Annotated in this window: 22 protein-coding genes; 10 read left to right on the plus strand and 12 right to left on the minus strand. The window is 71.6% G+C overall.

Going from position 1 to position 21,825, the window contains the following annotated elements; translation table 11 throughout:
- Positions 1-198 precede the first annotated feature (198 nt).
- Positions 199-1,113, minus strand: a complete 915-nt coding sequence (locus QOL88_RS24925) for a helix-turn-helix domain-containing protein (RefSeq protein WP_097219695.1) — start codon at positions 1,111-1,113, stop codon at positions 199-201.
- Between the two features lie 181 nt (positions 1,114-1,294).
- Between QOL88_RS24925 and QOL88_RS24930 the strand changes: the two genes are divergently transcribed.
- The 3 genes from QOL88_RS24930 to QOL88_RS24940 all read left to right on the plus strand — a co-directional run bounded on the left by QOL88_RS24930 (position 1,295) and on the right by QOL88_RS24940 (position 3,724).
- A complete protein-coding gene (locus QOL88_RS24930) occupies positions 1,295-2,335 on the plus strand; it encodes an NAD(P)-dependent alcohol dehydrogenase (protein WP_097219698.1) in 1,041 nt (346 codons plus the stop codon).
- A 153-nt stretch (positions 2,336-2,488) separates the two neighbouring features.
- The gene (locus QOL88_RS24935; RefSeq protein WP_097219701.1) at positions 2,489-2,872 is read left to right on the plus strand and encodes a VOC family protein; all 384 of its coding nucleotides are present in this window, start codon (positions 2,489-2,491) and stop codon (positions 2,870-2,872) included.
- 90 nt (positions 2,873-2,962) lie between these two features.
- Complete coding sequence (locus tag QOL88_RS24940) at positions 2,963-3,724, plus strand: SDR family oxidoreductase (RefSeq protein ID WP_179878950.1); 762 nt, start codon at positions 2,963-2,965, stop codon at positions 3,722-3,724.
- Between the two features lie 218 nt (positions 3,725-3,942).
- On the opposite strand, the gene QOL88_RS24945 is transcribed toward QOL88_RS24940, so the two are convergent.
- The 5 genes from QOL88_RS24945 to QOL88_RS24965 all read right to left on the minus strand — a co-directional run bounded on the left by QOL88_RS24945 (position 3,943) and on the right by QOL88_RS24965 (position 8,819).
- Positions 3,943-4,872, minus strand: a complete 930-nt coding sequence (locus QOL88_RS24945) for a DUF5829 family protein (protein WP_097223174.1) — start codon at positions 4,870-4,872, stop codon at positions 3,943-3,945.
- Positions 4,873-4,954: 82 nt separating this feature from the next.
- Positions 4,955-5,641 (minus strand): DUF4389 domain-containing protein, encoded by a 687-nt coding sequence (locus QOL88_RS24950; RefSeq protein ID WP_097219706.1) that lies wholly within the window; start codon positions 5,639-5,641, stop codon positions 4,955-4,957.
- A 108-nt stretch (positions 5,642-5,749) separates the two neighbouring features.
- On the minus strand, positions 5,750-6,865 hold the full coding sequence (locus QOL88_RS24955; RefSeq protein ID WP_097219709.1) for an AI-2E family transporter: 1,116 nt from the start codon (positions 6,863-6,865) through the stop codon (positions 5,750-5,752).
- Positions 6,866-6,925: 60 nt separating this feature from the next.
- Positions 6,926-7,594: a peptide-methionine (S)-S-oxide reductase MsrA gene (gene msrA / locus QOL88_RS24960; RefSeq protein WP_097219712.1), complete on the minus strand. Its 669-nt coding sequence runs from the start codon at positions 7,592-7,594 to the stop codon at positions 6,926-6,928.
- A gap of 103 nt (positions 7,595-7,697) precedes the next feature.
- Positions 7,698-8,819 (minus strand): hypothetical protein, encoded by a 1,122-nt coding sequence (locus QOL88_RS24965; protein ID WP_097219714.1) that lies wholly within the window; start codon positions 8,817-8,819, stop codon positions 7,698-7,700.
- A gap of 155 nt (positions 8,820-8,974) precedes the next feature.
- On the opposite strand from QOL88_RS24965, the gene QOL88_RS24970 reads away from it, so the two are divergent.
- Positions 8,975-10,129, plus strand: coding sequence for a cystathionine gamma-synthase (locus tag QOL88_RS24970; RefSeq protein WP_097219716.1), 1,155 nt, complete (start codon positions 8,975-8,977; stop codon positions 10,127-10,129).
- A gap of 20 nt (positions 10,130-10,149) precedes the next feature.
- On the opposite strand, the gene QOL88_RS24975 is transcribed toward QOL88_RS24970, so the two are convergent.
- From QOL88_RS24975 to QOL88_RS24985, 3 genes are all read right to left on the minus strand, one after another.
- The gene (locus tag QOL88_RS24975) at positions 10,150-10,398 is read right to left on the minus strand and encodes a hypothetical protein (protein ID WP_097219719.1); all 249 of its coding nucleotides are present in this window, start codon (positions 10,396-10,398) and stop codon (positions 10,150-10,152) included.
- 25 nt (positions 10,399-10,423) lie between these two features.
- On the minus strand, positions 10,424-10,927 hold the full coding sequence (locus tag QOL88_RS24980) for a sigma factor-like helix-turn-helix DNA-binding protein (protein ID WP_097219722.1): 504 nt from the start codon (positions 10,925-10,927) through the stop codon (positions 10,424-10,426).
- Between the two features lie 177 nt (positions 10,928-11,104).
- Positions 11,105-11,611, minus strand: a complete 507-nt coding sequence (locus QOL88_RS24985; protein WP_097219724.1) for a MarR family winged helix-turn-helix transcriptional regulator — start codon at positions 11,609-11,611, stop codon at positions 11,105-11,107.
- Between the two features lie 163 nt (positions 11,612-11,774).
- Between QOL88_RS24985 and ilvA the strand changes: the two genes are divergently transcribed.
- The 3 genes from ilvA to QOL88_RS25000 all read left to right on the plus strand — a co-directional run bounded on the left by ilvA (position 11,775) and on the right by QOL88_RS25000 (position 15,009).
- On the plus strand, positions 11,775-13,004 hold the full coding sequence (ilvA, locus tag QOL88_RS24990) for a threonine ammonia-lyase (RefSeq protein ID WP_097219727.1): 1,230 nt from the start codon (positions 11,775-11,777) through the stop codon (positions 13,002-13,004).
- Positions 13,005-13,177: 173 nt separating this feature from the next.
- Complete coding sequence (locus QOL88_RS24995) at positions 13,178-14,155, plus strand: ATP-binding cassette domain-containing protein (protein WP_097219729.1); 978 nt, start codon at positions 13,178-13,180, stop codon at positions 14,153-14,155.
- Entirely contained in the window at positions 14,152-15,009 is an 858-nt protein-coding gene (locus QOL88_RS25000; protein WP_097219731.1) for an ABC transporter permease, read from the plus strand. Before QOL88_RS24995 ends, QOL88_RS25000 begins: the two co-directional genes overlap by 4 nt.
- Positions 15,010-15,066: 57 nt before the next feature.
- On the opposite strand, the gene greA is transcribed toward QOL88_RS25000, so the two are convergent.
- Both greA and QOL88_RS25010 read right to left on the minus strand, forming a co-directional pair.
- Complete coding sequence (gene greA / locus QOL88_RS25005) at positions 15,067-15,564, minus strand: transcription elongation factor GreA (protein ID WP_062928785.1); 498 nt, start codon at positions 15,562-15,564, stop codon at positions 15,067-15,069.
- Between the two features lie 180 nt (positions 15,565-15,744).
- Entirely contained in the window at positions 15,745-16,143 is a 399-nt protein-coding gene (locus QOL88_RS25010) for a DUF4307 domain-containing protein (protein WP_097219734.1), read from the minus strand.
- Between the two features lie 147 nt (positions 16,144-16,290).
- Between QOL88_RS25010 and mca the strand changes: the two genes are divergently transcribed.
- Together mca and QOL88_RS25020 are read left to right on the plus strand one after the other, a co-directional pair.
- Complete coding sequence (gene mca / locus QOL88_RS25015; RefSeq protein ID WP_033311300.1) at positions 16,291-17,172, plus strand: mycothiol conjugate amidase Mca; 882 nt, start codon at positions 16,291-16,293, stop codon at positions 17,170-17,172.
- Positions 17,165-17,455 (plus strand): hypothetical protein, encoded by a 291-nt coding sequence (locus QOL88_RS25020; protein ID WP_097219737.1) that lies wholly within the window; start codon positions 17,165-17,167, stop codon positions 17,453-17,455. Before mca ends, QOL88_RS25020 begins: the two co-directional genes overlap by 8 nt.
- A gap of 578 nt (positions 17,456-18,033) precedes the next feature.
- Here the strand turns inward: QOL88_RS25020 and QOL88_RS25025 are convergent.
- The gene (locus QOL88_RS25025) at positions 18,034-21,231 is read right to left on the minus strand and encodes a tetratricopeptide repeat protein (RefSeq protein ID WP_097219740.1); all 3,198 of its coding nucleotides are present in this window, start codon (positions 21,229-21,231) and stop codon (positions 18,034-18,036) included.
- 202 nt (positions 21,232-21,433) lie between these two features.
- Here QOL88_RS25025 and QOL88_RS25030 point away from each other — a divergent pair, with 202 nt between their 5' ends.
- A complete protein-coding gene (locus tag QOL88_RS25030; RefSeq protein ID WP_143668886.1) occupies positions 21,434-21,733 on the plus strand; it encodes a recombinase family protein in 300 nt (99 codons plus the stop codon).
- Positions 21,734-21,825: the final 92 nt, after the last annotated feature.

Here is a 21,825-nt window from a genome sequence, read left to right on the forward strand (position 1 = left end):
GCATCGACGCGGCGGTCAAGCGACTCGACCGCGGCGTGGCCCGGGAGGGCGAAAGCGCGGAGGGCGCCCTGCCCAGGTCCTCCCGCATCAGCCTCCGCATCGCGGACAGCCGCGGTTCGGCCTCCTTCAGGTCGAGGGGCGTCGTCGACCGAGACGCGGGCGCCTCTCACTCCGGCGGTGGCGAAGCCCTGGTGCCTCTCATTCCGACGTTGTCGAAGCCCTGGTGCCCGAGCGGGTCGCGTCCGCTCCCCAGCTGGCCAGCAGGCGCAGGGCCTCCGCCGACGGGGTGTCCGGTTCCGCGTGGTAGGTGATCAGGGACTGCTCACCGTCGTCGACCAGGCGGAACGTCTCGAAGGACAGGGTCAGGTCGCCGACCAGCGGGTGGCGCAGGCGTTTGACGCCGTAGCTCTTCTCCTTGACGTCGTGGGCGGCCCAGAGGCGGCGGAATTCCTCGCTCTTCACCGACAGCTCGCCCACCAGGGCCGACAGTCGCGGGTCGTCCGGGTGGCAGCCCGCGTCCATCCGCAGATAGCCGACGATGTCGGACGCCTTCTGCTCCCATTCCACGAACAGCTCGCGGTACTCGGGCCTGAGGAAGACCATCCGCGCCCAGTTCCGCTCCTGCGCCGGCACCTCCGCCCAGTCGCCGAAGAGGGCCGACGCCATCCGGTTCCAGGCCAGGATGTCCGAGCGGCGCCCGACGATGTACGCCGGGACGGACTCGATCGAGTCCAGCAGATGCCGAAGCGCCGGCCGCACCTGCTGGCTGCGCGCCACCGGCTTCTTCTTGTGCTGCTTCGGCTTCGCCAGATGCGTCAGGTGCGCGTGCTCGGCGTCGCTCAGCCGCAGGGCGCGCGCGATCGCGTCCAGCACCTCCGCGGAGACGTTGCGGCCGTTGCCCTGCTCCAGCCGCGTGTAGTACGCCACGGACACCCCGGCCAGCTGCGCCAGCTCCTCGCGGCGCAGCCCGGGCACTCGCCGCCGCCCGAAGTCGGGCAGCCCCACGTCCTCGGGCTTCAGCCGGGCCCGCCGGGTGCGCAGGAACTCACTGAGCTCGGCGCGCCGGTCCAGGCCGCCACCGGCCGTGTGTGCGGGTTCGGGCTGTTCGTCCATGCCGTCCAGTATTCCCGGTCGTACGCACGCGAGCCTGACCCCGCCAGTGGTACGCACCGTGTGCGTACGCAAAACCGTGGTCTGGGTGAGCGCGAACGAATCGGGCACGCTGGTCACCGTGCCCGGTCAGAAAGATTCAGAAGGCAGCCGGGCACGGAACCCCGCTAGGAGAACCCCCGGCATGACCACTGTTGCTGCGTACGCCGCTCCCGCTCCCAAGGCTCCGCTGGAGCGCACCACCATCGAGCGTCGCGAGGTCCGCGAGTTCGACGTCCTGATCGACATCAAGTTCGCCGGCATCTGCCACTCCGACATCCACCAGGCCCAGGAGGGCTGGGGCGAGGCGATCTTCCCGATGGTCCCCGGCCACGAGATAGCCGGTGTCGTCTCCGCGGTCGGCCCGGGCGTCACGAAGTTCGCCGTCGGCGACCGCGTGGGCGTCGGCTGCATGGTCGACTCCTGCCGCGAGTGCGAGAACTGCAAGGCCGGCCGTGAGCAGTACTGCGTGCAGGGCAACGTCCCCACGTACAACGGCATCGGCAAGGACGGCGAGCCCACCTACGGCGGCTACTCGCAGAACGTCGTCGTCGACGAGAACTTCGTCGTCCGCATCCCCGACGGCCTCTCCCTCGACGTCGCCGCGCCGCTGCTGTGCGCCGGCATCACCCTCTACTCCCCGCTCCGCCGCTTCGGCGCCGGCCCCGGCAAGAAGGTCGCGATCGTCGGCCTGGGCGGCCTCGGCCACATGGGCGTCAAGATCGCCCACGCCCTCGGCGCCGAGGTGACCGTGCTGTCGCAGTCCCTGCGCAAGCAGGAGGACGGCCTGCGGCTGGGCGCGGACCACTACTACGCCACCAGCGACCCGAAGACCTTCGAGGAGCTGGCCGGCACGTTCGACCTGATCGTGTCCACGGTGTCCGCCCCGCTGGACTTCAACGCCTACCTGTCCCTGCTGAAGACCGAGGGCACCCTGGCGAACGTCGGCGCCCCCGAGGAGCCGGTCTCCCTCAACCTCTTCTCGGTGATCGGCGGCGGCAAGACCCTCGCCGGTTCCATGATCGGCGGCATCGCGGAGACCCAGGAGATGCTGGACTTCTGCGCCGAGCACGGCCTCGGCGCCGAGATCGAGCTGATCCGCGGCGACCAGATCAACGAGGCGTACGAGCGGGTCCAGGCCAGCGACGTGCGCTACCGGTTCGTGATCGACACGGCGACGATCTGACCCCACCCCCCACGTGAGACAGCCCTGAGGGCCCCGGCCGCGCGCCGGGGCCCTCAGGGCTGTGCGTTCGTGATGCACGACGGGGTGCGCGCGGGGTACACGTGGGGGAGTGCACCAGAGGGTCCGCCGCCACGTACGTCAGGGGAGGCCACCATGACCGTGCAGCTCAACCACACCATCGTCGTCACCCACGACAAACGCGCCTCGGCCCGGTTCCTCGCCGACCTCCTCGGGCTCGACGTGAGCCCGCCCTACGGCCCGTTCCTCCCGGTCGAGATCTCCAACGGCGTGACCCTCGACTTCATGGACAGCCCCGGCGCCATCACGCCGCAGCACTACGCCTTCCTCGTCTCGGAGGACGAGTTCGACGAGATCTTCGGCCGTATCCGGCAGGCCGGTCTCACCTACTGGGCGGACCCGTTCCACAGCCGTCCCGGCGAGATCAACCACAACGACGGCGGCCGCGGGGCGTACTTCGACGACCCCGACGGCCACCGCCTGGAGATCATCACGAGGCCCTACGGCAGCGGCGGCTGAACCGTCCGCACCCCGGCTCGTCACATCGTCGCGCCGCCGCGCGTCATACCGGCGAAGGCGACATCACCGATGAAGAGCTGGGGAGCAGTCATGACAGCACCGATCCTGGTCACCGGCGGCACGGGCACCCTCGGCGCCCACGTCGTCCCGCTCCTGCGCGCGTCCGGCCACGACGTGCGGATCCTCACCCGGCACGCCCGCCCCGCCACGGACGGCATCGACCACGTCACCGGCGACCTGCTGAAGGACGAGGGCGTCGAGGCCGCCGTCGACGGGGTGGAGACCGTGCTGCACCTGGCGGGCGGCCCCAAGGGCGACGACGAGGCGACCCGCGCCCTGGTCCGCGCCGCGTCCGCGGCCGGCGTACGGCACCTGGTCTACGTCTCGGTCATCGGCGCGGACCGGGTCCCGCTGGCCTGGATGCGGACGAAACTGGAGTCGGAGCGGGCCGTCGCCGACTCGGGCATCCCGTGGACGATCCTGCGCGCGGCCCAGTTCCACGACCTCACGCTGACCATGGTCGAGAAGATGGCGAAGCTGCCGGTGTTCCCGGTCCCGGGCGGCATGCGGCTCCAGCCGGTCGACTCGCGCGAGGTCGCCGCCCGCCTCGCGGAACTGACCCTCGGCGCCCCGTCCGGCCTGGTCCCGGACATGGCCGGACCGCACCTCTACGACCTCGCCGCCCTGGCCCGCCCCTACCTCCGCCTGACCGGCAGGCGCCGTCCCATGCTGCCGGTGCGCATCCCCGGGAAGGCGGGGCGGGCGTACCGGGCCGGGGCGAACCTGACGACGGCCGGGGCGGAGGAGGGGAAGCGGACCTGGGAGGAGTTCCTGGCGGAGAGGCTGGGCTGAGCCCCGGCCCTCGGCCCTGCCCGACGTCCGCCGGGTTTGGCTTCTGGCCCTGCCCGACGTCCGCCGGGTTTGACTCCTGGCCCTGCCCGGCGTCCGCCGGTCCTGGCCCCTGGTCCTGACCGGTGTCCTCCGGTCCTGGCTCCTGTTCCGGGCCGGTGTCCGCCGGGTTTGACACCTCGCCCTACCCGACGTCCTCCGGTCCTGGCCCCTGGTCGGTCCTACCCGGCGGCCGGCCGGTCCTGCTCCTCGAAGGTCCACACCGCGCGGGACCCCGGGCCGACCACGAGGGCCGAGTGGCCGATCCGCTCCACGTGCCGGTACGACACCGGGTGGTTCAGCGACATCTCGATCTGCCGGAGACCCACCTGGTCCAGGGGCACGGAGTCGAACCGGATCGTCGTGCCGCCGCCCTTCGCGACGGCGCCCCCGCCCGGCAGGGACCGGACCGCGAAACCGCCGGCCTTCAGCAGCGGCACCGTGCTCGCGAGGTCCCGTGCCGTCACGGCGAGCCGGATGTCCGTCACGTCCCGCATCAGGTGGTCGCGGTAGGCGTCGGACAGGTAGCGCTCCCGGCCCACGTCACCGGGGTGGGAGGCGGGCTCGGTGTTGCCACGCGGGTCGGCGAAGTACTCCGGCCGGTACTCCATCCCCCAGGCGCCGAAGAGGTCGTACTGGTCGGTGGTGAAGACCGCGTCGAACCAGGGCACGGGGACGCCGTCGCCGAAGTCGCGCGTCTGCTGGAACTCGACCGGGTCGCTGATCCCGGCCTTCCGCAGCCGTTCGATCACCGTGGGAAGGTCACCGGCGCGCTCGGTGGACACGCCCAGGCCGGCGGAGCCGAGGGTGCCGTCCTTGCCGGGCACGTCACCCACCCCGAACAGCTCGAAGTAGGTCTCGCGCCCCATCAGATAGCGGCCCGTCCACGTCTGCCCGCCGGAACCGGTGGTGGTGCGGACCTGGAAGTTGGCGAAGTCCCGCAGATACGAGGAGTGCTCGATGGCGTCCGCGGTGGCCCGGTCGAGCACACCGTAGGCGTGGTTGTAGAACAGCAGTTGCCGCCCGGCCGAGGTCCCGTTCTGCTCGGCCCGTGCCGGGCTCACTCCGCCCTGGACCGCCCCCGCCAGGGCCAGAGCGATGACCATGATCAGCTGTAACGCTCGTCTGAGAACCATGCGAGGGAGCGTAGGGCGGGAGGAAGCGCTTCCGCTGCGGATTGCGCGCTTCGCGAGGTCAGGTCTTGGTCAGTGGGTCCGCCGGTGACGGTGAGGCCGGTGAGGGCTCCTGGCCGCCCTGGTCGAGCCGGAACGGCGGGTACTGGTCCGTCAGCAGCGCGGCGTACGCCGTCACCCGGGCCGCCCAGCGGGCGAGGCCGATCAGGAAGTCGAAGAGGTGCCGCGGGTAGCGGGCCGTGAAGAGCAGGATGACGACGGCCACCAGGGAGAGGAACGGCATCAGCCCGCCGCCCCGCCAGCTGTCCCCGTCGCCCCAGCCTCCTCCGGCGAACATCGCGACGACGATGTACTGCGGGATCGCCAGCAGCCACCACTTCACCAGGACCAGCCCGCGGGACAGCCGCTCGGGGTAGACGACATCGAAGTGCGCCGGGTAGTCGGGCACGTCGGCGAGGGTGAACGGCGGGTACCGGTCGGTGCCGAGGGCCGTGTGCGCGTAGTAGCTGACGCGCCAGTTCCAGCGCAGCACGCCGACGTTGTAGTCGAACAGGGACCGCGGGTACCGGGCGGTGAACAGGATCGCGAAGAAGGCGATCACGGTCACGACGACGAACCCGATCCACAGGAACACCAGCACGATGTAGTGCGGGATGGCGAGCAGCCATTTCACCAGCCACATCCACCGGGACAGGCGGGGATCGACGGACGCCTCCAGACGCACGGGTGACGTGGCGACAGGAATCATGAGGCGGCTCTCCTTTCGCCTGCAGACTCGCAAGCGAGGAGCGGCCCCGCGACCTGGGCGGGGCCGTTGGTGCGCCGGACGCCGCCTGCGCGCCCCGCGGCTGTGCCGTTACGACGGGACGGCGGCTCCCGCGTCGGATTCGTCGGTCCCCGCCTCGCCCGCCGGATCGACGAGCTGCTCACGCACGTAGTTCCAGACCACCGCGATCAGCGCCGCCACGGGCACGGCGAGCAGGCTGCCCACGATGCCTGCCAGGCTGCCGCCCAGGGTCACCGCGAGCAGCACCACCGCCGCGTGCAGGCCGAGCCCGCGGCTTTGGATCATGGGCTGGAAGACGTTGCCCTCGAGCTGCTGCACCACGACGATGATGGCCAGCACGATCAGCGCGTCCGTCAGACCGTTGTACACGAGCGCGATGAGCACCGCGACGAAGCCGGCGAACAGGGCGCCGATGATCGGCACGAACGCCGAGACGAAGGTCAGCACCGCCAGCGGCAGCACCAGCGGCACACCCAGGATCCACAGGCCCAGGCCGATCAGGACGGCGTCGAGCAGACCGACGGCCGCCTGGGACCGTACGAAGGCACCCAGAGTGGCCCAGCCGCGATCGAACACGGTCGGGACGTCGGTGGCGAGCCGGCCGGGCAGCTGACGGGACAGCCACGGCAGGAACCGCGGGCCGTCCTTGAGGAAGAAGAACATCAGGAAGAGCGCGAGGACGGCGGTGACGACGCCGTTCACCACGGTGCTCACGCCCGTGACGACAGCGCCCACCATGCTGCCGATGCCTTCCTGGGCGCGGGAGACCGCGCTGTCGAAGGCCTTGTTGATCTGCGCGTCCCCGATGTTCAGCGGCGGCCCGGCGGCCCACTCGCGCAGCCGCTGGATGCCCTCCACGACACCGTCCGTCAGCTCCCCGGACTGGGATGCCACCGGTACGGCGATCAATGCCACCACACCGGCGGCGACCAGCAGGAACAGCACGGTCACGGCCGAGGCGGCCAGCGCGGGCGGCCACCCGCGCCGGCGCAGAAACCGGGCCGCGGGCCAGGTCAGCGTCGTCAGCAGCAGCCCGACCACCAGCGGCCACACCACGGACCACATCCGGCCCAGCAACCACAACGTCACGGCGGACATGGCGAACACCAGCAGCAACTCGGCGGAAACCCGCGCGGATATCCGCAGCGCGGCACGGGACCTGTCAGAACTCAGGGGCGCAGTCACGCAGGCACCCTACGGGCTGACGGGGCGCCCGCAGCAGCCCCGTACCTCAGGAGCGGGCTCTCACCCCGCGGCCGGGGCCACGCCGACCGGGCAGGACACTCCCGTCCCGCCGATGCCGCAGTAGCCCGCGGGGTTCTTGTCCAGGTACTGCTGGTGATAGCCCTCCGCCGGGTAGAAGGGGCGGCCCTCAGTCGTGACGATCTCCGTGGTGACGGTGCCGTAGCCGGAGGACGTCAGGACCTTTTGGTACGCCTCGCGGGAGGCCTTGGCGGTGGTCTCCTGCGCGGGGGTGTGGGTGTAGACGGCCGAGCGGTACTGCGTGCCCACGTCGTTGCCCTGGCGGAAGCCCTGCGTCGGGTCGTGCGACTCCCAGAACGTCTTCAGGAGGCGCTCGTACGAGATCCGCTCCGGGTCGAAGACCACCCGTACGACCTCGGTGTGGCCGGTCAGGCCCGAGCAGACCTCCTCGTACGTGGGGTTCTCGGTGTGGCCGCCCTGGTAGCCGACGAGGGTCGTCCACACACCGGCCGGGAGCTGCCAGAACGTGCGCTCCGCGCCCCAGAAGCAGCCCAGGCCGAAGTCGGCGGTCTCCAGGCCCTCGGGGTACGGGCCGAGCAGCGGGTTGCCGAGGACGGTGTGGCGGTCGGGGACCGTGAACGCCGGCTCCGGGCGCCCGGGCAGCGCCTGCTCGGCGGTCGGCAGCTGGGGCGTGCGGTTGTGCGGGAACATGCGGTCTCCAATCGGTGCGACGCCCCCCTCAACGCGCCGCCACCGCCCGGAATTCCGGCGGGGTCCGGGCGGGCAGGGGCCGGGTTCGGGCCCCGGTCGGGGCTCAGTGCGGCAGGCTCGCCGGGCTGCCGCCGTTCGCCTCGTAGCCCGCCACCGCCAGCGCCCGGTACACCGCGAACTCCGCCGCCGGATCGGCCGACAGGGTCCAGGGCAGGGCGCCCACGTGGCCGTCGATGTGTATCAGCTGGTTCATGGCCTCCGACCAGCGCTCGCCCCGGACCAGGAAGAAGACCAGCATGTGCCGCACATGCGCCAGCATCGGGTCGTCGGCGCGGGCCGAGTGCACCGCGTGCAGGGCGCCGTGCACCGCCTTCGTGACGACCTCGCTCTGCCAGAAGTTCGCCACGAGGGTCACCTCGGGGAGGTGCTCGAACACCGCGAAGAGGGGCATCGCCGAGAGGAGGGAGCCCCGGGGCGCCCGGGCCGCGGCGGCCTCGGCGAACGCGTACGCCTCGGCACGGGAGCCGTGCCACTTCTCGCACCAGTAGTGCAGCGCGGACAGGTGCGCCCCCATGTGGGCCGGGGCGCGGTCCAAAATCTTCAGCCAGACCTGCTCGAAGTCCTTCTGGGAGTAGCCGAGCCCGCGGGCCACCGACAGCTCGACGATGTACGGGATCGGGTCACCGGGGGCGAGCAGCGCCGCCTCGCCGCACGCCGTCCTCGCCTCCTCCATGATGATCCGGAACTCGTCCGTCCCCGGCGTCGCCGTCCGCCACGCCTGCTGCACCAGGAACTCGGCGTGCACCGCCGCACCGCCCGCGTCCTTGGGTGCCTCGGCCCGCCACACGCGCAGCCACTGCCCGCCCGGCGCCTCGCTCACCCCGCCGGGCCGCCGCGACAGCTCCAGCGAGGCCGCGCCCGCGAAGGCCTGCACGCGCTGCCAGCGCCGCTCGCCCTCCGTCTCCGTGCCCGCCAGGAGCTGCTGTGCGGCGCGGTGGTCCTGCGTGCGCTGCACCACGTCCAGGACGTCCAGCAGGTCCTCATCGGCGCCCGGCATGCGGATGTCGAGCTCCTCCTCGCGGACGAAGCCGTAGTTCGCCGGGTCCGCCGCGTCCGGGTGGTCGGGGGAGACCAGCCCGATCGCACCACCGCGCCTGCGCCGCAGGAAGGGGAGCAGCACGAAGCCCAGCATGACCAGCGCGATCAGGACCCACAGAATCTCCATGCAACAAGCGAACCAGACCGCGCCGACAATTGGCCAACCTGCTCCCGGAACCTGTGGAAAACGCGGGGCCCGAGCCGTCCCGCGGCCTGTGGAAAACCCTGGCTCGCCCCCCGTACCCCGGCACGCGTCGCGTCGGCGCACTACCCTCGGTGCTCATGAGCGACAGGCACATCAGTCAGCACTTCGAGACGCTCGCGATCCACGCGGGCAACACCGCCGACCCCCTGACGGGCGCGGTCGTCCCGCCGATCTACCAGGTCTCGACCTACAAGCAGGACGGCGTCGGCGGACTGCGCGGCGGCTACGAGTACAGCCGCAGCGCCAATCCCACCAGGACCGCGCTGGAGGAGAACCTCGCCGCCCTGGAGGGCGGCCGCCGCGGGCTCGCGTTCGCGTCCGGGCTGGCGGCCGAGGACTGCCTGCTGCGTACGCTGCTCGCCCCCGGGGACCACGTGGTCATCCCGAACGACGCGTACGGTGGCACGTTCCGCCTGTTCGCCAAGGTCGTCGCCCGCTGGGGCGTGGAGTGGTCGGTCGCCGACACGAGCGACCCCGCCGCCGTGCGGGCCGCCCTCACCCCGAAGACCAAGGTCGTCTGGGTGGAGACCCCCTCCAACCCGCTGCTCGGTATCACCGACATCGCCGCGGTCGCCCAGGTCGCCCGGGACGCCGGCGCCCGCCTCGTCGTCGACAACACCTTCGCCACGCCCTACCTCCAGCAGCCACTGTCGCTGGGCGCGGACGTCGTCGTGCACTCGCTGACCAAGTACATGGGCGGCCACTCCGACGTCGTCGGCGGCGCCCTGGTCACCGCCGACGCCGGCCTCGGCGAGGAACTGGCCTTCCACCAGAACGCGATGGGCGCGGTCGCCGGGCCCTTCGACTCCTGGCTGGTGCTGCGCGGCACCAAGACGCTCTCCGTGCGCATGGACCGGCACAGCGAGAACGCCGTCAAGGTCGCCGACATGCTCACGCGGCACGCGCTCGTGACGAGCGTGCTGTACCCGGGCCTGCCGGAGCACCCCGGGCACGAGGTCGCCGCCAAGCAGATGAAGTCGTTCGGCGGCATGGTCTCCTTCCGCGTCGCGGGCGGCGAGGAAGCGGCCGTCGAGGTGTGCAACCGCGCCAAGATCTTCACGCTGGGCGAGTCCCTGGGCGGCGTCGAGTCGCTGATCGAGCACCCCGGCCGCATGACGCACGCCTCCGTGGCCGGTTCGGCCCTGGAGGTACCGGCCGACCTGGTGCGTCTGTCCGTCGGCATCGAGAACGCCGAGGACCTGCTGGAGGACCTGCAGCAGGCGCTCGGCTAGAGCCGGTTCCCCTCGCGGGGTCACCAGCCGGTGAGGGGTGGAGTCGTGTCGGACGGCGGCTCCACCCACGGGCGGGCGGTCAGCGCCCACACGGTGAACGCCACGGCCGCCGCGAGCAGCAGCAGCCACATCAGGCGGCGGGCGAGCGTCCTGCGCCGCAGCATGCGTCCGCCGCGGCGCACCGCCTCGGTGTGGATCTCGGGCGGCACGGGCCGCGGCGCCTGCTCCAGGAGCCGCCGTACGGCCGCCTCGCGGTCGTTCCCGCTCATGCCGCTCTCCGATCGCCGGACGGGCTCATGACCGCACCGCCTTCGCGGCCGTCACCGCGGGCGCCGGGTCCCGCGGCCGGTGCAGCAGGATCGACGTCGCCCGGTGGCGGATCGCCCGTACGCGCTCGGGGGACAGGCCCAGCAGGGCCGCCGTCTGCTCCTCGGCGACGCCCTCGTGGAGCCCGAGGACCAGGATCAGCCGTTCCTGGGGGGTGAGCGGGGCCAGGGGGCTCGCGGGATGCGGCCGGGAGCGGCCGAGCGCGCCGTAGTGGTGCCATGTGCCGCGCGCGAATCGGGTGGCCAGGTACTGGCGGGTGCGGTCGTACGGGTCCTCGCCGTGCAGCCGGTCCCAGCTCGCGTAGGTGTGCGCCAGCGACAGCGTCAGCAGGCGCCGCGCGCGAGGGTTGTCGTCGGGCGCCTCGGCGGTGAGCAGTGTGGCGGCGTGCAGCAGCCGCCCGGCCGCGCCCGCGACGAACGCCTCGAACTCCCGGGCGCGACGGGTTGCCCGGGACGCATGCCGCTCCAGCACCGCGCCTCCCGCCTGACGGCGACCCTGAGGATGCGGGCAACCCGGCCGCGCGCGACCGGGGCCCGATCTCATATCAGGCCAGGTACGGCCCCGAGGTCAAGAGCCGCGCACGGCTCGGTCGGCGCCACGCACGCGTGGAGCCCGGGCCGTGGCACCGGATTCCCCGCGGTACGGCGTTCAGGACTCCGGCTGTGCCTCAGGCCCGGGCACCCCCTGCGCCGCCATCCGGGAGGACAGCGCGGTGTTGAAGCGGGTGAGGAGGTCGCAGAACGCCTCGCGCTCGTCGGGCTCCCAGTCGCGGGTCAGCTCGGCCATCAACTGGCGCCGGGAGGAGCGCACTTCCTCCAGCCGGGCCTGCCCGCGCGGGGACAGCTGCAGCACCACCGCGCGTCCGTCCTCGGGGTGGGAGGTGCGCTTGACCAGTCCGGTGTCGACGAGGGGAGCCACCTGCCGGGTGACCGTCGACGAGTCGATCCCCATGCTCGCGGCGAGCGCCTTGACGCCCATCGGACCTTCTTTGTCGAGGCGGTTGAGCAGCAGGTACGCGGCGCGGTCCATGGAGTTGCGCACCTGCCCGACTCCGCCGAGCCGGGTCTGTTCGGCACGGCGGGCGAACAGCGCCACCTCGTGCTGCAGCGTGTCGAGAAGACCGGTGTCACCGACGGTCGTCATGTCCATCGACATTTCAGGTGTTGTGGGCATCGCCGGGGGCTCACTTCGTGGAGGGCTGGCAGATTGGGGGACAGGGTACGCGGCTAGAAGGCAGGCCGTACCGGCGCTGTGCAAAGCGGGTCTCGGAGGTTGGTCACAACGGTCGTTCCCGCCTGTGAACTGCGATGCTGGAGTCATGAGCTACAGCACGGCTGACTCCTTTCGGCCCGTCACCCTCGACGACGTGCGCGGAGCGCAGAAGATGCTCGCGGGTGTGGCGCGGGTGACCGCGATGGAGGGCAGCAGGCACCTGTCCCAGACAGTCGGTGCGCCGGTGCATCTCAAGTGCGAGAACCTCCAGCGGACGGGCTCGTTCAAGCTGCGCGGCGCCTATGTCCGGATCGCCGGTCTGCTGCCGGAGGAGCGCGCCGCCGGTGTCGTCGCCGCGAGCGCCGGCAACCACGCGCAGGGCGTCGCCCTCGCGTCCGCCCTGCTCGGCGTGCGTTCCACGGTGTTCATGCCGAAGGGCGCCCCGCTGCCCAAGGTCAGCGCCACCCGGGACTACGGGGCCGAGGTGCGGCTGCACGGCCAGGTGGTCGACGAGACGCTGGCCGCCGCGCAGGAGTACGCGGCCGAGACGGGCGCGGTGTTCATCCACCCCTTCGACCACCCCGACATCATCGCGGGCCAGGGGACGGTGGGCCTGGAGATCCTGGAGCAGTGCCCGGAGGTGCGCACGATCCTCGTCGGCATCGGCGGGGGCGGGCTGGCCGCCGGGATCGCGGTGGCGGTGAAGTCGCTGCGGCCGGATGTGCGGGTGGTGGGCGTGCAGGCGGCGGGCGCGGCGGCCTACCCGCCCTCGCTGGCGGCGGGCCGGCCGGTGTCGGTCGAGAACCCGGCGACGATGGCCGACGGCATCAAGGTCGGGCGGCCCGGTGACGTGCCGTTCGGGATCGTCGGCGAGCTGGTCGACGAGGTGCGCACGGTCAGCGAGGACGAGCTGTCCGCCGCGCTGCTGCTGTGCCTGGAGCGGGCCAAGCTGGTCGTCGAGCCGGCCGGCGCGAGCCCGGTCGCGGCGCTGATGAGTGCGCCCGGCGCCTTCGAGGGGCCGGTCGTGGCGGTGCTGTCCGGCGGCAACGTCGACCCGGTGCTGATGGAGCGGGTGCTGCGGCACGGCATGGCCGCGCAGGGCCGCTACCTGGCGGTCCGGCTGCGGCTGACGGACCGGCCCGGTGCTCTTGCCACTCTTCTGGGCGTGTTGTCAGTGGTCGACGCTAACGTCCTCGATGTGAGCCACGTCCGAACCGACCCGCGGCTCGGGCTCACGGAGGCGGAGGTCGAGCTGCACCTGGAGACGAAGGGCCCGGCGCACTGCGCCGAGGTGGGTCAGGCGCTGCGCGAGGCGGGTTACACGGTCATCGGCTGAGCGGGCTCCCGTCCCGGTCAGGAGCCTGTCCCCGGCCCGTTCAAGATCCTTTCGTCTCACTGAGCGCAACGCGGAAAAACTCATTGTGAGACGCGATACATCGCGTTATGGTGTGTCGGTGAGAAGCCTCACCGGACGTCTGTCCGGTCATCCCCGAAGACGTGGAGACTCATATGCCAGGCGCCATCTACGCCGAAGGTCTGGTCAAGACCTTCGGTGACGTAAAGGCCTTGGACGGCGTCGACCTCGACGTGCCCGAGGGCACGGTCCTCGGTCTGCTCGGGCCGAACGGCGCGGGCAAGACCACCACCGTCCGCTGCCTGACCACCCTGCTGCGACCCGACAGCGGGCGGGCCGTCGTCGCGGGCATCGACGTGCTCAAGCAGCCCGACGCGGTCCGCCGCTCCATCGGGCTGTCCGGCCAGTTCGCGGCCGTCGACGAATACCTGACCGGCCGGGAGAACCTCCAGATGGTCGGCCAGCTGTACCAGATGCGGGCCAAGGCGGCGAAGCAGCGCGCGGCCGAACTGCTGGAGCAGTTCCACCTCGCGGACGCCGCCGACCGCCCCACCAAGACCTACTCGGGCGGCATGCGCCGCCGCCTCGACCTCGCGGCGGCCCTGGTCGTCTCTCCGCCCGTGATGTTCATGGACGAGCCGACGACCGGCCTCGACCCCCGCAACCGCCAGCAGCTGTGGGAGGTCATCAAGCAACTGGTCTCCGGCGGCACCACGCTGCTGCTCACCACGCAGTACCTGGAGGAGGCCGACCACCTGGCGCACGACATCGCGGTGGTCGACCACGGCAAGGTCATCGCCCAGGGCACCTCCGACCAGCTCAAGGCCCGCACCGGCGGCGAGCGCGTCGAGGTCGTGGTGCACCAGCGCGAGCACATCCAGGCCGCCGCCGAGGTCCTCGCCGGCTTCGGCAAGGGCGAGACCACGGTCGAGGAGCACATGCGCAAGCTCACCGCCCCCGTGACCGGCGGCGCCAAGCTCCTCGCCGAGGTCATCCGCGAACTGGACACCCGGGGCATCGAGATCGACGACATCGGCCTGCGCAGGCCCACCCTCGACGACGTCTTCCTGTCCCTGACGGGACACGTGGCCGAGATCAAGGACCAGGAGAACGACAAGGAGGCCGCCCAGTGAGCGCCGTCACCGACACCGTGCGGGTCGCGCCCACCGCGAACCCGGTCAGCCAGTCGATCCGGGACTCGATGGTCGTCGCCAAACGCAACCTGATCCGCATGTCCCGGATCCCCGAAATGATCATCTACGGGCTGATCCAGCCGATCATGTTCGTGGTGCTGTTCACCTACGTCTTCGGCGGCTCCATGCAGATCGGCAACAGCACCAGCGCCGCCGACTACAAGAACTTCCTGATGGCGGGCATCTTCGCGCAGACCGTCACCTTCGCCACCGCCAGCTCCGGCGCCGGCATCGCCGACGACATGCACAAGGGCCTCATCGACCGCTTCCGCTCCCTGCCCATGGCGCGCGGCGCGGTGCTCACCGGCCGCACCCTCGCCGACTCCGTGCAGACGGCCCTGACCCTGGTGGTCCTCGCCGCGGTCGCCGTGCTGGTCGGCTGGCGCGTCGGGTCGGACGGCAGCACCAACGCCGCCAAGGTCCTCGCCGCCTTCGGCCTGCTGCTCCTGCTCGGCTACGCGTTCACCTGGATCGGCGCCCTGATCGGCATGTCCGTGCGGACCCCCGAGGCGGCCACGTCCAGCGGCCTGATCTGGCTCTTCCCCGTCACGTTCATCTCCAACGCGTTCGTCGACACCAGCCACATGACCCCGTGGCTGCGCCACATCGCCGAGTGGAACCCGTTCAGCGCCACGGTCCAGGCCTGCCGTGTGCTGTTCGCCAACCCGGGCCAGTCCCCGTCGGACGCCTGGCCCATGCAGCACCCCGTCTGGGCCTCGCTGATCTACTCGATCCTGATCGTGGTGGTCTTCCGGACTCTGGCGGTGCGCAAGTACCGCTCGGCGACGGCATGAGAATGCCCCCGGTGCCGCTGCGGCGCCGGGGGCAGACCAGGGTTCGGAAAGGGCGGGTCAGCCCTCGTACGGCTCGGCCTTGAGGATCTTCACCAGGGCCTTCTTGCCGTTCGGCAGTTCGTACTCCGCGTCCTCGCCGACCTTGTGGCCGATCACGCCGGTGCCCAGCGGGGACTGCGGCGAGTACGTCTCGATGTCGGAGCTCGCGTATTCGCGGGACGCGAGCAGGAACGTCAGCGTGTCGTCCTCGTCGCCGTCGAACGCGATCGTGACGACCATGCCGGGCGCCACCGCGCCGTTCGCGGCGGGAGCCTCGCCGACCTTGGCGTTCTCGAGGAGCTGGGTGAGCTGGCGCACACGGAGCTCCTGCTTGCCCTGCTCCTCCTTGGCCGCGTGGTACCCGCCGTTCTCACGCAGGTCGCCCTCTTCGCGCGCCGCGGCGATCTTCGCGGAGATCTCCGCTCGCGCGGGACCAGTAAGGTGCTCAAGCTCAGCCTTGAGCTTGTTGTACGCCTCCTGGGTCAGCCAGGTGACGTTCTCGCTGGTCTGGGTCACAGGTGCTCCTCGTAGGTACTGGGAATACAAAGCATCGCCCTACCCAGAAGAATGTTCCTTCACGGAAGGGCGAAACCACGAGCCTAACAATTCGGGGGCCCAAGGGGGAGGACATAAGCCACCAGAATCACGTCAACGCAGGTCAGGCAGGACGTATTCCAGGTGATGCCCGGATTGTTGTCAGCCGGTGTGGCAGCCCAGCAGCTCGGCCGTCGTCCCCGGGGAGGTCGTGCGGAGCGTGACGACCTTGTCGATGCGGGTCCCGTTCCCGTCGAAGCGGAAGTCGGCCCGGCCCACCTCGGCCCCGTTCTCGGCCTGCGAGCGCACGGTGCAGTAGCCGTCGGCACCGGCGTCCTTGCGGACCTCCAGATGCACCTGCACGGACTCCTTGCCCGGCTCGAAGCTGATCACCTCGGCGCTGATCTCGTTCTTGGCGACGTAGTGGTAGCCGAACCAGCCGACGAGACCCAGCAGGGCCACCGCGAGGACGGTGCCCACGACCTTGAGTGTGCGGTCGGCGCGCTCGTCCGAGGAGCGGCCGTATCGGCCCTCGGGCGGTCGCGTGCTCGCCGTACTCATGATCGTCCTCCTGGCAGGGCCGGGACGAAGGTCCCGGAAGGGGCTCCGGGGCCGGGCCCCGGAATTATTCGCCCCCCGATTCGGTCACTATAGAAGCCGCTGATTGCGCCGACGCACACAGGGCGCCGACTTACTGAGGATTGAGTCTTGACTGACCAGTTGCGACTGATGGCCGTTCACGCACACCCCGACGACGAGTCGAGCAAGGGCGCGGCGACCATGGCGAAGTACGTGTCCGAGGGGGTGGACGTGCTGGTCGTGACCTGCACGGGCGGGGAACGCGGCTCCATCCTCAATCCGAAGCTCCAGGGCGACGCGTACATCGAGGAGCACATCCACGAGGTGCGCAAGAAGGAGATGGACGAGGCCCGGGAGATCCTGGGCGTCAAGCAGGAATGGCTCGGCTTCGTCGACTCGGGCCTGCCCGAGGGCGACCCGCTGCCGCCGCTGCCGGAGGGCTGCTTCGCCCTGGAGGACGTGGATCACGCGGCCGGTGAGCTGGTGCGCAAGATCCGCGCCTTCCGTCCGCAGGTGATCACCACCTACGACGAGAACGGCGGCTACCCGCACCCCGACCACATCATGACCCACAAGATCTCGATGGTGGCGTTCGAGTCGGCGGCTGACACCGAGAAGTACCCGGAGGCGGAGTACGGCCCCGCCTACCAGCCGCAGAAGCTCTACTACAACCAGGGCTTCAACCGCCCGCGCACCGAGGCCCTGCACCAGGCGATGCTCGACCGCGGCCTGGAGTCCCCCTACGGGGACTGGCTCAAGCGCTGGGAGGAGTTCGGCATGAAGCAGCGCACGCTCACCACGCACATCCCCTGCGCCGAGTTCTACGAGATCCGCGACAAGGCGCTGATCGCCCACGCCACGCAGATCGACCCGGACGGCGGCTGGTTCAAGGTGCCCATGGAGATCCAGAAGGAGGTCTGGCCGACGGAGGAGTACGAGCTGGCGAAGGCCCTCGTCGATACCTCCCTCCCCGAGGACGACCTCTTCGCGGGCATCCGCGACAATGCCTGACATGAGCGCAAGCGCAAGCCTGGCAATGACGCACCTCGTCTCCTTCGCCAAGGAGGTCGACGAGGACAAGGTCACCCCCGGCGTCCTCGGCTTCATCGTCTTCGCGGCGATGGCCCTGGCGGTGTGGGCCCTGATGAAGTCCATGAGCCGGCACATGAACCGGGTCGACTTCACGCAGGTCCCGGACCCGAAGGCCGACCAGCCGGAGCAGTCCCCGGCGGACGCGGACGCGACCGCCGCGGAAGCGGAGCCCTCCGGCCAGGGCGCCAAGAAGCAAGGCTGACGTCCCCCAGGGGGGACACCACCCGTCGGTGGCCGGCACCGATCGCCGCCGACGGGTGCGGGGTGCGCATCGCGGAGCACCTCGACGGTCGCCCTGCCCGTCCTCGGGGAGCGTCGCCGGAAGGACCGCCCCGCGCGCCGCGGGGGTCACGCCTTCGGTTCCGTCCGTCGCCTCGCACCCGTCGAGGAGTGCCGCCGACGGGCACCTCGCGCAGAAGCGGCGCAGGAGCTCCTCGCGCTCGCGCGGAGCACCCTCGGGAGTACCCGGGGCGCCCCCTCGCCGGCGCGTCCGCCGGGGGTCCACCCGTCCCGGGGCTTTCGCTTTCCGCTCCAGCGGCACGCCCATCGCCTCGCGCGCATCGAGGCGTGCCGCCCAGGAGCGCGTCGCCGGCAGCGTGAAGCACCCGGAAGCCCGGCGCGTCCCTCGCACGCCCATCGCCTCGCGCGCATCGAAGAGTGCCGCCAAGAGCGCGTCGCCCGTAGCGTGAAGCACCCCCGGGGGGCCCGGCGCGTCCCTCGCCGGCGGCACCCGGCCGTCGGGAGGCGTGCCGCCGACAGGGGCGGCCGCCCGCCCCGCGCCTACGCCTTCGACTCCACCGCCACCCCCATCACCTCGCGCGCGTGCCGGTTCGGGACCATGCCGAGGCGCCAGGCCTGCCAGCCTGCCTCCAGGGTGACGCCCCGTTCCAGGAGGAGCTGGTACGCGTCGAGGTAGTCGTCCAGTTTCCGGTCGCGCAGGTCGTGGCTCGCGCGGGACAGCTGGGTCAGTTCCTCCTGCGCCACCGCCGTACCCACCTCCATGCCGCCCGGGGCCGCGTAGGGCAGGAGCGTGCAGCGCAGGAAGCGGGCCCAGTCCTCGCCGCGGCGGTCGCCGTAGGAGGCGAACAGCTCGACCGCCTCGTCGCACAGGGCCAGGGCCTGCTGGGTACGGGCGTTGCCCGCGTCCACGATCACCAGCTCCAGGCACGTCCAGGCCTCGCCGTGGGCGACACCGATGCGCTGGAAGTCGGCGCGGGCGTCGACCAGCAGCTGCCGGGCGAAGCCCGAGTTGCGCAGGGAACCCGTCTGGGCCGCCCGCTGGTCGCGGGTGACGCGGGCCGAGTGGTGGCGGGCGCAGGCCAGACCGTAGACGTCCCGCATGCGGGAGAACATCGTGCGGGCGCGCTCCAGCTCGCGCACGGCGGAATCGAGATCGCCCGTCTCCTCCAGGGCCTGGCCCAGGTAGTACAGCGTCCACGCCTCACCGCGCGCGTCCTCGTTGTCGCGGTGCCGGGCGGCGGCCCCGCGCAGCTCCTCCACCGCCGGTGACGCGTCCCCCGCGACCAGCAGCGCCCGGGCCAGCTGGGTCAGCGCCCAGGCCTCGCCCCGGGCGTCGCGGGTGCGGCCGTACAGCTCCAGGGCCGCCCGCAGTTCCGCCTCGGCCCGCGGCACGTCGCCCATGCGCAGGCCCAGCTGACCGAGCTGGAAGTGCGCCCACGCCTGGCCGTGCACGGACTCGCCCGCGCGGTGCAGCACCAGCGACTCGGTCAGCAGGTGCAGCGCCTCCGTCACCCGGGCCCGGTCCCGCTCCACCGCCGCCAGCGCGTGCATCGTCCACGCCCGGTCCGTCGCCAGCTCGGGCGAGGACTGCAATGCCATGGCCTCGCGGAGCTTCGCCGACGCCTCCGTCAGATTGCCCTGGTGGTGCAGGGTGATGCCGAGGGAGCACAGCGCACGGGCGGCACCCGCGTCGTGGTGGGCCTCCCGGTAGAGGTCGACGACCGAGGCGAGGGTGGTGCGGGCCTTGTCGAGTTCGCCGAGCTGGCGCGCCGCGATGCCGGTGCGCCACTGCACGGAGCGGACCAGCAGGCCCTCGTCCACCGCCTGCGCCAGCTCATTGATCTCGCCCAGGCGGTAGAGGTCGCCGCGCAGCAGGCAGTAGTCGCACAGCGCGCCCAGCAGGTTCAGCACCGCCGCCTGGTCCACGCCCTCGGCGTGCCGCAGCGCCGCCGTGATGAAGCTCGACTCGTCGTCCAGCCAGCGCAGCGCCTCGTCGAGCGAGGTGAAGCCGTACGGGCTGAAGCGATTGGTGCGGGTCGACATGTTGCCGTCGACCATCCGCAGCACCGAGTCCGCCAGCTCGGCGTAGTTCACGATCAGCCGCTCCTGCGCCGCTGTCCGCTCGGCCGGGTCCTCCTCGTCGAGGAGGCGGGCCTGGGCGAAGGAACGGACCAGGTCGTGCAGCCGGTAGCGGTCGCCCCGGACATGGTCGATCAGACCGGCACGGGTGAGGACCTCCAGTTGGCGCTTGGCCTCCGCCTCGTCCGTGGCCAGCAGCGCGGCGGCCGCGGCGGCCCCCAGCGAGGCCCGCCCGGCCAGGGCAAGCCGGCGCAGCAGCCGCCGTACGGTCTCCGTCTGGTCGGTGTAGCGCAGCCACAGGGCGCGCTCCACCGGCTCGACCGGGCCGTACGCCTCCAGGTCCGTGGCCAGGGCGCGAGGCGAGCGCGGGCCCAGGCACGAGCCGGCGATGCGCAGCGCCAGCGGCAGTCCGCCGCACAGCTCCCGGACCCGGTCCGCGGACTCCGCGTCGTACGGCCCGGAACGATCCTGCGCCGCCGCGCCCAGCAGCTCCTCCGCACCCGCGGCGTCCAGCGGCGCGACCGCCAGCTGGTGCACCCGGGCGGGCAGGCCCGCCAGCTCCAGCGGCCCCCGCGCGGTCACCAGCACCAGGCTGTCGGACCGCTCCGGGACCAGGGCGCGGATCTGCTCCGCGTCCGAGGCGTCGTCGAGGACGACCGTGACCGGCAGACCCGTCAGATGCTGGTGGTACAGCTCACTCAGCCGCTTGACCTGCTGGTCGGGGGAGGAGCGCTCGCGGAACAGCAACTGCTCGCGGGGCGCGCCGAGCCGGTTCAGCAGATGCAGCAGAGCGTCGCGGGTGGACAGCGGCGACTCGCCCGGCCCGTCGGCGCGCAGGTCGACGACGCAGGCACCCCGGAAGTAGTCCTTCAGCTCGTGCGTGGCGTGCACCGCGAGCGTCGTACGGCCGCTGCCGGGCGTGCCGTGCAGCACGACCACGGTCGGCTGCGTCTCCGTGCTCGCCCGGGCCGACTGCACCCACTGGCGGATCTGCGCCAGCTCGTGCCGCCGCCCGGCGAACGGCTCGGTCGGCCCGGGGAGCTGCGCGAAGGACTGCTCCAGGACATTGCGCCCGCGCGCCGCCGCGCTCTTGTCCGCGCCCCGCAGCCGCGGCGCCGTCTTCTTCGGCCCGGTCGAGGCCGCGAGCACCCGCTGCTGGTCCAGGAACGGCCGGATGCCCCGCACCTCCAGCGCCGTCAGCCACTGGAGCCTCAGCTGTTCGGGCCCGCCGGGCTGGCTCACGGCGCCGGCTCGACGACTCGCGGCCGGCACGTGCGACCCGACCACCTTCACCACCGTCGCCGCGGCCCCCACGACACCCACGGTCACACCCGCCCCGAGAGCGGTCCCGGTCCCCGTGCCCAGCGCCATGTCGGCGACCACGGCCGCGACCGCCGCCACGCCGGCCACCAGCAGCGGTGTCCCGGCACCCTCCCGGGCGTAACGCTGCCCGAAGGTCAGCTGCCCGGCGGCCGCCTCGTCCAGGGCGCGCGTGTAGGCCTCGTACTCCTCGCGCGCGCTCTGTGCCATCGTGTCGAGCCCCCCGCGCGCCCGTGCGAGCAGCACTTTCCCGTCACTGCGCCCGCCCGAGCGGCGCACCTCCTCTTCGACGGCCCGCGCCAACAGCCGCTCGGCCTCCACCCGATGACTGTCCCGCATGTCAGGTCCCCCTCCGGCCACAACTCCTGTGCCTACGAGTGTCCTTGGTGGGAGGCGTGAGCGCGAGGGGGCGACGATCAACGGATGCGGTCCGGTGACCTACGCGTCACTCGCTCGTTGGTGCGAGTGGTGGGCTGACTGTCGAACGGGGGGAATAATGACTGGTCACGCGCAGGGGCAAGGGGACGGCAGGATCCGAGTCGTGTCCTACGCCCGTACGTCCGAAGCCTTCCGGCAACGGGACGGCCATGGTGTGCGTCATCAGCTGCGGATCAACGAGCGGACAGCCGGGGAACACGGTTGCCTGATCGTCGCCGCGTACACCGACAACGGTCGCAGTGCTCGAAGGGAAATGCGCCAAGGCCTGGTTTCGACGCCCTGGTTGCCGCGCTGTCGGCCGGATGCACGGCCGGTGGTCAAGCGATCCAAGGTGTCGTTTGCGTCGCGGACGATCGGCTGTATCGCCGCCCGGAGGACCTTGCCCGGTTCTTCGCCGCGCTGACCAGCAGGCCGGGGCGCGTCTACGTGGATCCGCAGGGCATGCGAGACCCGTACTCCCAGGAGGAAATGATGCGGGCTGTGCGGTCGTTGGAG

The organism is Streptomyces sp. Ag82_O1-12, assembly GCF_900182715.1.
GTDB classification, from domain to species: domain Bacteria; phylum Actinomycetota; class Actinomycetes; order Streptomycetales; family Streptomycetaceae; genus Streptomyces; species Streptomyces massasporeus.